The following is a 13272-nucleotide window of genomic DNA, read 5'->3' as shown; positions in this document are numbered from 1 at the left end:
GAGAACGAAGTGATTGGGGGAGGGAATTGCCTTAGTGTGTGGAATGCGCCTTGGCGGCGGCACTCATGCACAACGGGGCGCGGATGCGGTGAACCGGAAGCCGAGCAACTCCGTATCCACGCTTGCCGTTCCGCGTAAGGCGGTCACGGTCGCTGTGGACGGTAAGCTGTCATCAAGAGCCAAACGAAGCATTTTTCTAAAAGTTGGCAAATCGGCGAATCGGGTTCAAAGCATCAACCGGCAAGCACTTCGTTTTCAACTGAAGGTCTTGCCAGACTTTATCCTGATAATCCAAGCACATCTGTTCAACACCCAAGTGCGTTATCCGATTGCAACTGCGGTGCAAACTGGACTCGCGCAGGGATGATGCGTACACGTTTTCAAGGAACCGTCCAATCCGCGCGGAGAAATGTCGCGTCCACAATGTCTTCGTAGGGTGTACGAGGCTTGCCGACAGGACCCTGTCGCCGCATGCTGCGATTTTTCGTGGTTCCCCCCATCAAATTTGCAAATTAGCGAGGCTGATGAAGACGCCTCTGTGTAGAATGGTCTTTTTTATTCTTACACTGACACCGGTTTTCTGACCAGCGTCGAGCGATTATATATTCAAAATGAAGGACTTAGCGAGATTTTCTGGGAAGACGCCTGAAAAGCCTGAATCACCAGCGTCTGCCCAATCTGCACCTGCTTCGCCGCAAGTCCAGCTGCTCACGATTTCGGAAGAGGAAGCCGGTCAACGCATCGACAATTTCCTCTTGCGCGTCTGCAAGGGCGTGCCCAAAAGCCATATTTACCGTGTCCTGCGTTCCGGCGAAGTGCGTGTCAACAAGGGCCGTATCGACCAGACTTATCGTCTGCAAGACGGGGACGTCCTGCGCGTGCCGCCAATCCGCATTGCCGAAAAGGCATCTGCCGCCGTGGCTCCCGGCGCCGAATTCAAGATATTGCTGGAAGACAATCATCTGCTGGTGATCGACAAGCCGGCCGGCGTCGCCGTGCATGGCGGCTCGGGCGTCAGTTATGGCGTCATCGAGCAACTGCGGGCGTCGCGTCCGGAAGCCAAATTCCTGGAACTGGTGCATCGTCTCGATCGCGACACTTCGGGGATTTTGTTGTTGGCGAAGAAACGTTCGGCGCTGACCAACCTGCACGAGCAGATCCGCGACGGCCTGACCGACAAGCGCTACCTGACGCTGGTGCACGGCGACTGGAAGAACGCCCGCCAGCACATCAAGCTGCCGCTGCACAAATACAGCACCGCCGACGGCGAGCGCCGCGTGCGCGTGCAGGAAGACGGCCAGGCCTCGCATACCGTGTTTTCGCTGATTCGCCGTTACGGTGAATTCGCCCTGCTCGAAGCGGAACTGAAAACCGGCCGCACCCATCAGATACGCGTGCATTTGTCGGCCAGCGGTTTCGCCATCGTCGGCGACGACAAATACGGCGATTTCACGCTGAATAAAGCGTTGCAGAAGGCGGACGGCGAACGCGTCGCCTTCAAGCGCATGTTCCTGCATGCGCACCAGATCAGTTTTACGCATCCGGACAGCGGCAAGACGGTGACGCTCAAGGCAGGCCTGCCGCCGGAGTGCCAGCGCTTCCTGAAAAGCCTGGATGCGGCCGGTGCCGAGGCGGAGACTGCCTGATTGCGATTGTGGCCGGCCGCCGGCATACCCATTTTGATTATGTTGAAAAGTGAAACATGGCAAGAAAGCAATTTGATTTAATCGTGTTCGACTGGGACGGCACGCTGATGGACAGCACGTCGACCATCGTCAGGTGCATCCAGGCGGCGGCCCGCGACCTGGGGTTGCCGATTCCCGACAAGAGCGCCGCTTCCTACGTGATCGGCCTAGGCTTGCAGGACGCCATGCAGGCGGCGATTCCGGATGTCGATCCCAAGTATTACCCGCGCATCGTGGAGCGTTACCGGCATCATTACCTCGGGCAGGACAAGGACCTGACCCTGTTCGACGGCGTCAAGGAGATGCTGGACGACCTCGGACAGCAAGGCTATTTCCTGGCGGTCGCCACCGGCAAGAGCCGGGTCGGTCTCAATCGCGCGCTCAATAGCACCAGGCTGCTGTCGGCTTTCGATGCGACGCGTTGCGCCGACGAAACTTTTTCCAAGCCGCATCCGGCCATGCTGCAGGAACTCACGCGCGAGCTGGGGCAGGAGATGGGCCGCACGCTGATGATCGGCGACACCACGCATGATTTGCAGATGGCCATTAATGCAGGCGCGGCCGGGGTTGCGGTAGAATTCGGCGCGCACCCTGTCGAGCAGTTGCAGGCCTTGAACCCGCTCTATAGCGCCGGTTCCATCAAGGTCCTGCACCAGTGGCTCAATGAAAACGCATAGCAACGCCTGGGGAACCTGCAATGGACGAAGTGGCGATTCCGGTATGTGATTCGGCCGACATCGAAGAAGGCGGCAAGGGGAAGCGCTTTGCGGTGTCGGTGCACGGCGACGACGCCACCGGCTTCGTGGTGCGCTATGGCGGCGCCGTGTACGGCTATCTGAACCGCTGCGCCCACGTGCCGATCGAACTCGACTGGTCCGAAGGCGAATTTTTTGAGTCGAGCGGCCTCTATCTGATGTGCGCCACCCATGGCGCGGTGTATGCGCCTGACACGGGCAAGTGCGAGGGCGGCCCTTGCCGCGGGGCGCGTTTGCGTAAGATCATGGTGTTCGAGAGGGACGGCGGCATTTTCTGGACGCCGGACGATTATGTAAGGCCCGCGCTGGCATGAGCCATGCGGGAACCCAGGCAGCCGAAGCCGGCGTGTTGGCTTTCTTCGGGCTGCCTATCAGAGTGACGATATGAGCAATAACGAATTCGAAAATCCTCAAGCGCAACCGCCACAATCTCCACCACCGGCGGCGGCTTCCGTGCCGCCCACTGCCGGGACATCGGCAGCCGCCGACGACAAGAAGGGCGGCTGGGAACGCGACGTGCTCGAAAAGCTGGCGCTGTTCGCCGTCAAGGAACAGCGCGCGCGCCGGCGCTGGAGCATTTTCTTCAAGATCGCCGGCCTGGCCGTTTTCGTCTTCGTCATCTGGACGGCGTTCAACTACACCAAGTCGGATGCGGAGCCGGTCGGCACGCACACCGCGCTGGTCGAAATCAACGGCACCATCGAAGCCGAAGGCCGCGGTTCTGCCGCCGCCGTGATCCCGGCGCTGGACAAGGCATTCGCCGCCGACGATTCGATGGGCGTCATCCTCAAGATCAACAGCCCCGGCGGCAGCCCCGTGCAAGCCGGCATGATCAACGACGAAATCGTGCGCCTGCGCAAGGAATATCCGAAGAAGCCTTTGTACGTCGTGGTGGAAGAAATGTGCGCCTCCGGCGGGTATTACATCGCCGCGGCAGCCGACAAGATTTACGTCAACAAGGCCAGCATCGTCGGCTCCATCGGCGTGCTGATGGACGGTTTCGGCTTCACCGGTCTGATGGACAAGGTCGGCGTCGAGCGACGCCTGCTGACTGCCGGCGAGAACAAGGGCTTCATGGATCCGTTCAGCCCGCAGAACGCCAAGCAAAAGGAATACGCCCAGCAAATGCTGAGCGACATTCACCAGCAATTCATCGACGCCGTGCGCAAGGGGCGCGGCCAGCGCCTGAAAGAAACGCCGGAAACTTTCTCCGGCCTGTTCTGGATCGGCTCGAAAGCAGTTGAAATGGGTCTGGCCGACGGCTACGGCACCGTCGACAGCGTGGCGCGCGACGTCATCAAGGCGGAAGATCTGGTCGACTACACCCAGACCGAAGGCCTGCCTGAGCGCGTGCTGAAGAAATTCGGCGTGGCGGTAGGCAGCGGCGTCGCCAAGTCGATGCTGTCGGGCGGCAGCATTCAACTGCGCTGATTTTTTCGTGTCTTGCGGCGAAAAGGCGGCGGCTTCGTCGCCTTTTTTTATCAATGGCGGGAATGGAATACTGGAGGCGACAATGCGTGCGATCAGAAAGTTGAAAGACCTTGCTTCTGTTGCGACTCATCTCTGGCGGATGACTTTTCCGAGTCTGTCGCTCACCTTGCTCACCTTGTTCGCCATTGCGCCGGCATGGTCTCAGACCAACCCGGCATTGCAATTTACCCAGCAGGTCGTCGATGTGCCGACACGTCCCGGCGTGACGCAGCGCTTCGTGTACCTGGTGCCGCAGCATCCTGTTGCGACCGTGATCCTGTTTGCCGGCGGAGAGGGGAGTTTGCGTATTTCCCCCGAGGGCGAATTCGGCGGCGGTCGCGGCAATTTTCTTGTGCGCTCGCGTCAGTTGTTTGTCGAGCGCAGTTTTGCCGTTGCGGTTGTGGATGCACCCTCGGATCGGCAGTCGTATCCGTTTCTGAGCGGTTTTCGCCAGACGCCGCAGCATGTCGAAGACATCAAGGCCGTGATGGCGTGGCTGCGCCGGCAATCAGAAATTCCTGTCTGGCTGATCGGCACCAGTCGCGGCACCCAGTCGGCCGCTTTTATCTCCACGCAACTGGACCAGGCCAACGGCGGGCCCGACGGGCTGGTGCTGACTTCCAGCATCTTGCGTGAAAACAATGCCGGACGCGCCGTGCCCGACATGGCCTTGTCGGCCCTGCGGATTCCGGTTCTGGTCGTGCATCATGAACAAGACGGCTGCAAGCTTTGCGCGTTCAGCGACATGCCGAGATTGATGAATGCGCTTAGCGCGGTGTCGCAAAAGGAATTGATCAGCGTGCGCGGCGGCGTGAGCCAGGGCGATCCTTGCGAAGCCAGGGCCTACCACGGTTACAACGGCATCGAGCAGGATGTGGTCACGCGTATTGCCGACTGGATCACTGCCGGCATGGGCCGCAAGGAATGACGTCGGCGTGGCAGCTTAATCGGCCAGCAGCAAAAATACGGTCGGCTTCTTGTGAAAGTCCGGCGTCTTGCCGGCAGCGATATCGTTTTTCCATTTGTTCGCCGTCTGCGTCTTGATGGCTTCCGTCGCCAGCGTCAGATCGGTCGCCACGCTGATGAGCGTCGTGCCGTTGCACGCGGTCGCCAGCGCTTCCAGCATGGCGCTGTTGCGATAAGGCGTCTCGATCAGCAACTGGGTTTGTTTTTCCTGGCGCGAACGTTCTTCCAGTTGTTTGATGCGTTTTGTTCTCTGCGCGGCGTCGGTCGGCAGATAGCCGTTGAAGGCGAAGCTCTGGCCGTTCAGGCCGCTGCTCATGACTGCCAGCAGCAAGGACGACGGCCCCACCAAGGGGCGCACCTGTATGCCTTGCTGATGGGCCAGGCGAACCAGATTGGCGCCGGGATCAGCCACCGCCGGAACACCGGCTTCCGAAATCAATCCCGCATCTTGTCCCGCCAGCAACGGCGCGAGCAAGGCCGGCAACGCGGCCGCTTCGGTGTTGACGTTGAGTTCGGCGATCTTGATGTCCTGCAAAGGTTTGCTTAACGGATAATTGGCGTTGATCAGTTTCAGGAAGGCGCGCGTGGTTTTGGCGTTTTCGGCGACGAAATACTCGAGACGCGCGGCCAGCGCCTGTACTTCCGCAGGCAGGATGGACGCAAGCGCGTCGCCGTTCGCCGTGTCGGCCGGGCCCAGGGTATTGGGCACGAGATAAAGAATACCGGGCATGTTTAAATCGTTAAAATATGGGCTGGCGCTATTAGACCTTATTTCATCGTTGACTGCGAGCATGTTTGTGTTGCCTGATGCGTGCAAGGCAATATGTTCGCCGGCTTTTCAAGATGGCAGGACGTTCTCCTGCAATGTGTTGCCGGATTCGCGTGCATGTCATGAAACTGTCATGCTAGGCAACTATTGTGTCAGTTCGTCGGCATTTTCTTGAATTTGCTAAATAATTTCCGGAAATACCCCGCTTGAAAGGGAATGAATGTTTGCAGCAGTAGATCTTGGTTCCAACAGCTTCCGTATGCACATAGGCAAGCATGAGGGCGACTCGATACGCGTGATCAAGAGCGCGCGCGACCCCATCCGCCTGGCAGCCGGCTTGGACAAGAACGGAAAACTGACGCCGCAGGCCATCGCCGGCGCGGTCGAATCCCTGGCGCGTTTCCGCACCATTTTGCGTGATTACCAGTTGGATGCCGTGCGCGTGGTGGCAACCAATACCTTGCGTGTTGCCAAGAACGCGCACGAATTCCTGCCCGACGCCGAGCGCGCCATCGGCTATCCGGTGGAAATCATTTCCGGCGAGGAAGAGGGGCGCCTGATTTACATGGGCGTGGCCGGCGCACTGGCATTGCCGGATGAAGATCGTCTGGTGATCGACATCGGCGGCGGCTCCACCGAGGTCATCCTCGGCCGCGGCAGCGACATCAGGCGCGTCGAATCCTTCGGCATCGGCACGGTCAACCAGAGTCAGGCGTTTTTCCCTGACGGCCATATCGATGAAGAAGCTTTTGAGCGCGCCATCCTGTCGGCGCGTTCGCATGTGGAGGACGCCGTCGTGCCTTTCGGCGCCCAGCATCGCAGCAAGGTCTACGGTTCGTCCGGCACCATGCGCGCGATTGCCGACACGATTGCGCGCAACGGCATGGGCGACGGTCGCGTCACGCCGGCCAGCGTGGAAGAACTGAAGCAGCGCCTGATCGCCTTCGGCCATGCCGGCAATATCGAACTCACCGGCATGAAGCCGGACCGCGCACTGGTCATCATGGGCGGCCTGGCGGTGCTGATCGGCCTGATGCAGGAGCTGAACATCTCCGTGATCACGCCGGTGGAAGCCGGTCTGCGCATGGGCGTGATGTGGGACTTGCAGTTGCGGGCCACGCAGCGCGATCGCCGCGAGCAGTCGGTGGACGACTTCAGCCGTCGTTTCCATATCGATGAGTTGCGCGCGCGCCAGGTCGCAGAGACCGCGCTCGGCTTCTTCGAGATGCTCAAGCCGGGCAACGAGGTGTACGCCAAGTACCTGAATTGGAGCGCCTTGTTGCACGAAGCCGGTCTGGTGGTGTCGCAAAGCAGTTACCACAAGCATTCGTCCTACCTGATCGCCAATGCCGATCTGCCGGGTTTTACTACCCGCGAGCAGCGGGTGATGAGCACGCTGATCCTCGGCCAGAAAGGCAATCTGCGCAAGATAGGCGAAGTATTGGCGGATGCCGATTTCGCCAAGGCGGTGCTGGCTTTGCGTCTGGCGGTGATGTTCATGCATGCGCACATCACGCTGGATTGGGAGGATATCCGTCTGAAGATGAAAAACCGCATCGATCTGGAAATTAAGAGCGACTGGGTGCGCAATCATCCGACGGTATCGTACTGGATGCAGAAGGAGCAGGAGTGGTGGAGCGGCATCGGCGTCGACTTCTCGATCCGCGTCAATGCCTGATCGTCTGATCGTCGGATTCCCCGGCGATCGCTTCCTTGGCAAAAAAATCCTCGCACATGCGGGGATTTTTTATTGCGACATCAGCCAGTGAATAGCAACTCAATCCAGTTTGGCGGCGTGCTCGCGCGTCGCGTGGAAGGTGACTTCCGGCCAGCGTTCTTGCGTCAGGCGCAGGTTGACACCCGAAGTCGCCAGGTACGCCAGGTTGCCGGCTGCATCATGCGCCAGGTTGAAGCCGGCCGAGGATTTCTCGAAATCGGCCAGCATCTTCTTGTCCTCGCAGGTCACCCAGCGCGCGCTGCTGATGCTGGTGCCTTCGAACACGGCGTCGACGCCGTATTCGTTGAGCAAGCGGCTTGCCACGACTTCAAACTGCAGTACGCCGACCGCGCCGAGGATGAGGTCGCTGTTGTTGGTCGGCTTGAAGACCTGCACCGCGCCTTCTTCGCCAAGCTGCTGCAAGCCCTTGTGCAACTGCTTGATCTTGAGCGGATTGCGGATGCGTGCGACGCGGAAGAAGTCTGGCGCGAAGTAGGGAATGCCGGTGAATTGCAGCAGTTCGCCTTCGGAAAAGCTGTCGCCGATCTGCATGTTGCCGTGGTTCGGCAAGCCGATGATGTCGCCGGCATAGGCTTCTTCGACCTGTTCGCGGCTCGACGCCATGAAGGTCACGACCGACGACACCTTGATCTCGCGATTCAGGCGCAGATGCTTGAGTTTCATGCCGCGTTCGAAGCGGCCGGAGCATACACGCAGGAAGGCGATACGGTCGCGGTGGGCAGGGTCCATGTTGGCCTGGATCTTGAACACGAAGCCGGAGAACGGCGCTTCGTTCGGCTCCACGCTGCGCACGGTGGCGTCGCGTGCTCCCGGTCCCGGCGCCCAGTCGAGCAAGGCATTGAGGATTTCGCGCACGCCGAAGTTGTTGATCGCCGAACCGAAGAACACCGGCGTCTGGATGCCAGCCAGGAAATCTTCCAGGCTGAACGGATGCGACGCGCCATGCACCAGCTCGACTTCCATCTTGAGCTGTTCGATCTCCAGCGGGAACATCTCCACCAGCTTGGGATTGTCGATGCCCTTGATGATCTCGACGTTGCCGTCGGCGCGCTCTTCGCCGGCCTTGAACAGCATGATTTCGTCGCGCAGCAGGTGATACACGCCGCGGAAGTTCTTGCCCATGCCGATCGGCCAGGTCACCGGCGCGCATTGAATCTTCAGCACCGATTCCAGTTCATCCAGCAGTTCAAGCGGGTCGCGCGTTTCGCGGTCCATCTTGTTCATGAAGGTGATGATCGGCGTGTTGCGCATGCGGCAGACGTTGAGCAGCTTGATGGTTTGTTCTTCCACGCCCTTGGCGGCGTCGATCACCATCAGCGCCGAGTCGACCGCCGTCAGCACGCGATAGGTGTCTTCCGAGAAATCCTGGTGGCCCGGCGTATCGAGCAGGTTGACGACGTGGTCGCGGTATTCGAACTGCATCACCGAGCTGGCCACCGAGATGCCGCGCTGTTTTTCGATTTCCATCCAGTCCGAGGTTGCATGGCGACCGCTCTTGCGCGCCTTGACGGTGCCGGCCAGCTGAATCGCGCCCGAGAACAGCAGCAGCTTTTCGGTCAGCGTCGTTTTGCCCGCATCAGGGTGGGAAATAATGCCGAAGGTGCGGCGGCGGCCCACCTCGCGGGCGATCAGCTCAAGCGGGACCTTGCTGCGCGAGCCGGTGTCTTCGTTCGCGGAATCGGGAGTAATGTCTTGCATCGTAAGTCGGTGGGTCGTAAGGCGTTAGCGATGAGAGCCATGAGCGGACTGCGCTGCCATCGATAGCGAGGCCGCCTGTATGGATGTGACGGAAACGAAAAAGGGCTGGAAGATCCAACCCTTTGGGCAGCGTCTGGTCACGTCTCGGAAGCCGCGATTATAGCGCATTCGGCGTCATATTCAGCCAAGATTCAGCCAAGTTCCTCAGTCTGTTCGGCCATGTTGCAGCAAGGTATTGCCGATGTGCTACTTGTCGTCGTGGCGATTTGGACGTTCTTCGCGTTGCGGAGGTCTTGGCTCCGGGCGTGGCGCCGACTCATGTTTTTCCGGAGGCCGTGGCGCCGGGGCGTGTACCTCTGGCGCCGGACGCTGGACGTGCTGCTCCGGACGCTCTTGGCGTGCTGCCTGTACGGGCGGCGGAAGGCGATGTTCGACGTTTGGACGCTCCGGCCGGGGGGCCGGCGTCGTTGGCGCAGGCTGTGCCGGACGGAGTTGCGGCGCCGGTTGCGGCTGACGGGGAGCCGCCGAGGGCTGGGGCGCAGCGGGCGGATTGTTGGGCGCGGAAAAAGCAGCCGTCTGCTGCGGACGATTTGCCTGCTCGCGGCGATCGTCCCGAGCCTGGTTGCCAGGATTGCCGCGTTCGGCAGGGTTGAATGCCGGCGGTGGGACTGGCCGCTGTTCGGGGCGCAGCGCCGGGGTTTGCATATTAGGCGCATTCGCTACTGCCGGAGCAGGCGCGGCAAGAGCCGGACGGGAAACATTGCCGACGTCCGGACGTCGATTATTCTGGCCGTTGCGCGGGTTGTGCTGCCACACCACCGGATGGTTATTGACGGTGACATTGCGCGTCACGTTATTGGTGACGTTGACATTGTTGATGCGCACGTTATTCACCAGCACGTGGTGCTGGCGCCAGTCGGGGCGCGCGTCGCTATACACGGAGCGCACGATGCCCGTGCCTGCGCCGAACGCTATCCCGATATTGACCGAAACGTTATAGCTGGGCGGCCGGTAGCGCGGCGGCGGGGCCCAGTAGACCGGCGGACGTTGCGGCCACCACCAGCCGCCGTAGACGATAATCGGGTTGTAATAGGGAACGTAGATCACTTGCGGATCGACCGGTTCGATCACGATCACCTGGTCTTGCTGGAGGATGCGCTGCTGGCTGGTCGATTGCAGGTTGCCGGCGATCTGCGCTTTCACGCGCAGGTTCTGCACGGTGTCCATGACATTCGCCTGTTGCGAGAGAAAAGCGTCGCCGAGGCGCTGCGTCCAGTCGAGCTTGTCGTTCATCATTGCCAGCACGGAAGGAAACTGCGCCAGCGATTTCACGCTCGGGTCCCACGGCATGGGTGCGATCGCACGCGCAAGGGCATCGCCTTGCAGGCCGGGACGACTGTCGACGAAGCGCGCCGCCTGCACCACTTCCAGGGGATAGGTTGAGGCCATCAATACTTGCGCAAGCAGCGAGTCGGGATACAGCGCGATCGGCGCCAGCATCTGATCCAGTTCGTCCTGCGTGAAGACGGCTGCGGCCGGAGGGCGATTCATGTCCTGCGCAGAGACTTGCGACATGCCGGACGCCAGCGAAAAAAGTGCTGAAGCGATCCATGCGAGGGTTTTCTTGTTCACGACGGTTCTCCCGATTGTGTGATGACGGCAGGCGGTCAGTGGGCGGCAGCAAAAGAAAATGCATGCGACGCAAACAATTTGATAAAAAAATCGAATGGCGACCATCAGACCGGATGCATGTTTCATCATCGGTCAAGGAAACGAAACAAGGTGTAACCAAACTGCAAGGGATGTTTCAGCATTCCAACGCAGATGGGGATTGATGTTGCTGCGGATTGAAAGATATCGGCGATGTCTGACGGAGAACAGGAAGAGGACCCTGTCATAGGGGAAAAGAAGAAATTTTGAAGAAAAATGTGAAGAAGGTGTTGACCGAATACCCCTATCGGGATATTATCTCGCTTCTCGGAGTGTAGCGCAGCCCGGTAGCGCACCTGGTTTGGGACCAGGGGGTCCAAGGTTCGAATCCTTGTACTCCGACCACACATAAAACGGGCTGTCGAAAGACAGCCCGTTTTCATTTCCGAAGGCGATTTCAGGCAGCGTAGTTTCTACCCGGATCTCCTTGATCTGCCCTTAGCTCAACCGGATAGAGCAATGGCCTTCTAAGCCATAGGTTAGGGGTTCGATTCCCTTAGGGCAGGCCACTTCCTCCAGTCATTCAAGCACTTGCTCATCATCGGTGGACGGCATTCACCGGTTTGATTACCTCATTCTGCATCGGCACTGTGCTCACATTGTGCTCGCGCTAAGCTGGTCTCCATCAGCTTGTGAATTGCGAGGAATCATGACGCCCTGGAAGTCATCAACGGGAACCCGTTTGCAATTTCCGGTACATATGGATACATGCCGACGAGCCTCCCTCATTGGAAAGCGATTTGTGGACCAATTCTGATTTCAAGTGATTTCATTCCTGTATCCGATCGGCTGATAACCCATTACTTAAATAGCCGTTCAAAGGAATTTTGCAATGCCTGGTTTTCCCATACCGCCTCAAGGCGAATACTACGCAGGGGAACACCCCTACGACAACCGGCAGCCCCAGCGCGCCACAAACCCGATTCCCCAACACGGGCCAGTCCATGCAGGGTCGTCAGTTGGACAGCCGGTTCGATACGAAAATAACGCTGTGCAACAACGGCTAATGCACAACATGCCGCATGTACAGGACAATCTTGAGTTAGTGACTGAATTTCGGAATTTCTCCGGGCGTACCGGGACGGGATTTGAACATTTCGTCAACTGGGCAAATAGTCGCAATATCAATTTGCTGCAACATTTGGAACAAGGCCGTCTGAGTGTGTGGCGCTGGGGTCATTATCCGCCGCAGGATCGCCAGGAAATAAACAAGTTCCAGGATCGGCTTGGATATTTGCAGTCAGTCGCGTCTCGCTCCCAAATCGAGAACGATAATCCAATACGCGACGTATTTTTACGCTATCCGCAGCCGCTGCAAATTCCCGGCAGAGGAGCAGTTTCGCATCTATCTTACTATGAGAAGAGCGGAGCACATTTCAGCAGGGATACGTTCAATGATCTTACACAGTTCATAGATAGTCGCGCATGGCGACAATCCGACGTACCTCAATCCGATACGGCATCCTCCATATCGCGTTCATCGGAGTCTTTGGCATCCGAGCCTTTGGCCATCGCTACTTCAGAGGCATTTCCCACGAAGTCTGTTCGGGGGCAAGAACAAAACAGAAAAGAAAAAGGAATAACGCTTGGCAAGGAGGCTGCTGATAACAGAGGCTTGCTTAACGCTTACAGGAAATATTTTGGCCCGATTAATGGAAAATACAACCGCAAGATTGAAGATTTTCAGATTTGGATGGAGAGAAGAAACCCTCCTCTCGTAGTATCGAATAATGAACAGAATGAGGAAGTGTTAAGTGCAGCCATCCTTGCTCGAAATAGGACGATAGATGAGTATTACGCCACTCTGTCCCCTGATGATGATGTTGCAAAACACTTTATTGAGGATTTTGTAGGATTTCTGGAAGAAGTCAGGTGGACCAGGCCATCGATAGCGATCGACACAGATTCATTTAACAGCCTGCAATGCCCGATCACTCTACAGGGAATTGAGGATCCGCAGATTCTTGGGTCCGGCCATAGTATCAGCGGCTCTGCGAAAGAAAACCTACCGAGTGACGACGGATTGATCGAATGTCCGGTAACGAGGAATCTTCAACCAAATTATTTGTGCGTACCCAACCGTGCTCTTGATGATCTGACGCACAATTACCGGCACTACCGGTTCATGCTGCGTAACGGAGAAATTCCTGATGTTCTCAAAGTTCCAGGGACCGATGAAATCATACGAGATCCAGTTGTTATTTTGCAGGAATGCAACGACGGAGATGGCGACCCGCTAGAACCGGGAACAACTATCAGCACCTTGGATGCGCGACAATGGGGAATTCAAATCGATCAGGTCCATGCCGTCGAGAATCGTGCTTTGAAGGCATATATCGAGGAGGCGATGAATGCAGGTCACATCGCAGTCCCATATGACGATGATGATGATGAAAGTATCTCGAATCTTTCCATACTTGCTCCCCATCCTTCGCAGAGTCAATTGTTGTCCCCATTACCTATTTTCCGATAAATGCGGGT

At 58.1% G+C, this 13272-nt stretch carries 12 protein-coding genes and 2 tRNA genes; 11 read left to right on the top strand and 3 right to left on the bottom strand.

Features of this window, described 5'->3' with window-relative positions:
- Positions 1-43 precede the first annotated feature (43 nt).
- The 6 genes from PMI16_RS25850 (at position 44) to PMI16_RS10225 (ending at position 4838) form a co-directional block, all read left to right on the top strand.
- Positions 44-367: a hypothetical protein gene (locus tag PMI16_RS25850; protein WP_157212596.1), complete on the top strand. Its 324-nt coding sequence runs from the start codon at positions 44-46 to the stop codon at positions 365-367.
- Between the two features lie 244 nt (positions 368-611).
- Positions 612-1646 carry an RluA family pseudouridine synthase gene (locus PMI16_RS10245; RefSeq protein ID WP_007879177.1) on the top strand — a complete coding sequence of 345 codons (1035 nt, stop codon included), beginning with the start codon at positions 612-614 and terminating at the stop codon, positions 1644-1646.
- 56 nt (positions 1647-1702) lie between these two features.
- Entirely contained in the window at positions 1703-2362 is a 660-nt protein-coding gene (locus PMI16_RS10240) for an HAD-IA family hydrolase (protein WP_007879176.1), read from the top strand.
- A 20-nt stretch (positions 2363-2382) separates the two neighbouring features.
- Positions 2383-2754 (top strand): Rieske (2Fe-2S) protein, encoded by a 372-nt coding sequence (locus tag PMI16_RS10235; protein WP_007879175.1) that lies wholly within the window; start codon positions 2383-2385, stop codon positions 2752-2754.
- A gap of 70 nt (positions 2755-2824) precedes the next feature.
- Entirely contained in the window at positions 2825-3871 is a 1047-nt protein-coding gene (locus tag PMI16_RS10230; RefSeq protein ID WP_007879174.1) for a S49 family peptidase, read from the top strand.
- Positions 3872-4010: 139 nt separating this feature from the next.
- Complete coding sequence (locus tag PMI16_RS10225; protein WP_034379876.1) at positions 4011-4838, top strand: alpha/beta hydrolase; 828 nt, start codon at positions 4011-4013, stop codon at positions 4836-4838.
- A gap of 15 nt (positions 4839-4853) precedes the next feature.
- Here the strand turns inward: PMI16_RS10225 and PMI16_RS10220 are convergent, their stop codons facing one another.
- Positions 4854-5606, bottom strand: a complete 753-nt coding sequence (locus tag PMI16_RS10220) for an SAM-dependent methyltransferase (RefSeq protein ID WP_034379875.1) — start codon at positions 5604-5606, stop codon at positions 4854-4856.
- 259 nt (positions 5607-5865) lie between these two features.
- Here PMI16_RS10220 and PMI16_RS10215 point away from each other — a divergent pair, with 259 nt between their 5' ends.
- Positions 5866-7323 carry a Ppx/GppA phosphatase family protein gene (locus PMI16_RS10215; protein WP_007879167.1) on the top strand — a complete coding sequence of 486 codons (1458 nt, stop codon included), beginning with the start codon at positions 5866-5868 and terminating at the stop codon, positions 7321-7323.
- Between the two features lie 99 nt (positions 7324-7422).
- Here the strand turns inward: PMI16_RS10215 and PMI16_RS10210 are convergent, their stop codons facing one another.
- Complete coding sequence (locus PMI16_RS10210; RefSeq protein WP_007879166.1) at positions 7423-9081, bottom strand: peptide chain release factor 3; 1659 nt, start codon at positions 9079-9081, stop codon at positions 7423-7425.
- 246 nt (positions 9082-9327) lie between these two features.
- Positions 9328-10713, bottom strand: coding sequence for a DUF3300 domain-containing protein (locus tag PMI16_RS10205; protein ID WP_007879163.1), 1386 nt, complete (start codon positions 10711-10713; stop codon positions 9328-9330).
- Between the two features lie 62 nt (positions 10714-10775).
- Between PMI16_RS10205 and PMI16_RS25845 the strand changes: the two genes are divergently transcribed.
- From PMI16_RS25845 to PMI16_RS25840, 4 genes are all read left to right on the top strand, one after another.
- Positions 10776-10916 (top strand): hypothetical protein, encoded by a 141-nt coding sequence (locus tag PMI16_RS25845; protein ID WP_157212595.1) that lies wholly within the window; start codon positions 10776-10778, stop codon positions 10914-10916.
- A 143-nt stretch (positions 10917-11059) separates the two neighbouring features.
- A tRNA-Pro gene (locus PMI16_RS10200) sits at positions 11060-11136 on the top strand.
- 87 nt (positions 11137-11223) lie between these two features.
- Positions 11224-11300, top strand: a tRNA-Arg gene (locus PMI16_RS10195).
- A 323-nt stretch (positions 11301-11623) separates the two neighbouring features.
- Positions 11624-13264: a hypothetical protein gene (locus PMI16_RS25840; RefSeq protein WP_007879162.1), complete on the top strand. Its 1641-nt coding sequence runs from the start codon at positions 11624-11626 to the stop codon at positions 13262-13264.
- The last annotated feature ends 8 nt before the right edge of the window (positions 13265-13272 follow it).

Source organism: Herbaspirillum sp. CF444 (assembly GCF_000282135.1).
Lineage (GTDB): Bacteria > Pseudomonadota > Gammaproteobacteria > Burkholderiales > Burkholderiaceae_D > Herbaspirillum.
Note: the sequence above shows the minus strand (reverse complement) of the source record. Positions and strands in the feature narration are given on the sequence as shown.

What these genes read in the sequence shown, in the direction of transcription:
- PMI16_RS25850 (WP_157212596.1), top strand. Translation starts at nt 44, where the DNA reads ATGCGCCTTGGCGGCGGCACTCATGCACAACGGGGCGCGGATGCGGTG.
- PMI16_RS10245 (WP_007879177.1), top strand. Translation starts at nt 612, where the DNA reads ATGAAGGACTTAGCGAGATTTTCTGGGAAGACGCCTGAAAAGCCTGAA.
- PMI16_RS10240 (WP_007879176.1), top strand. Translation starts at nt 1,703, where the DNA reads ATGGCAAGAAAGCAATTTGATTTAATCGTGTTCGACTGGGACGGCACG.
- PMI16_RS10235 (WP_007879175.1), top strand. Translation starts at nt 2,383, where the DNA reads ATGGACGAAGTGGCGATTCCGGTATGTGATTCGGCCGACATCGAAGAA.
- PMI16_RS10230 (WP_007879174.1), top strand. Translation starts at nt 2,825, where the DNA reads ATGAGCAATAACGAATTCGAAAATCCTCAAGCGCAACCGCCACAATCT.
- PMI16_RS10225 (WP_034379876.1), top strand. Translation starts at nt 4,011, where the DNA reads ATGACTTTTCCGAGTCTGTCGCTCACCTTGCTCACCTTGTTCGCCATT.
- PMI16_RS10220 (WP_034379875.1), bottom strand. Translation starts at nt 5,606, where the DNA reads ATGCCCGGTATTCTTTATCTCGTGCCCAATACCCTGGGCCCGGCCGAC.
- PMI16_RS10215 (WP_007879167.1), top strand. Translation starts at nt 5,866, where the DNA reads ATGTTTGCAGCAGTAGATCTTGGTTCCAACAGCTTCCGTATGCACATA.
- PMI16_RS10210 (WP_007879166.1), bottom strand. Translation starts at nt 9,081, where the DNA reads ATGCAAGACATTACTCCCGATTCCGCGAACGAAGACACCGGCTCGCGC.
- PMI16_RS25845 (WP_157212595.1), top strand. Translation starts at nt 10,776, where the DNA reads ATGCGACGCAAACAATTTGATAAAAAAATCGAATGGCGACCATCAGAC.
- PMI16_RS25840 (WP_007879162.1), top strand. Translation starts at nt 11,624, where the DNA reads ATGCCTGGTTTTCCCATACCGCCTCAAGGCGAATACTACGCAGGGGAA.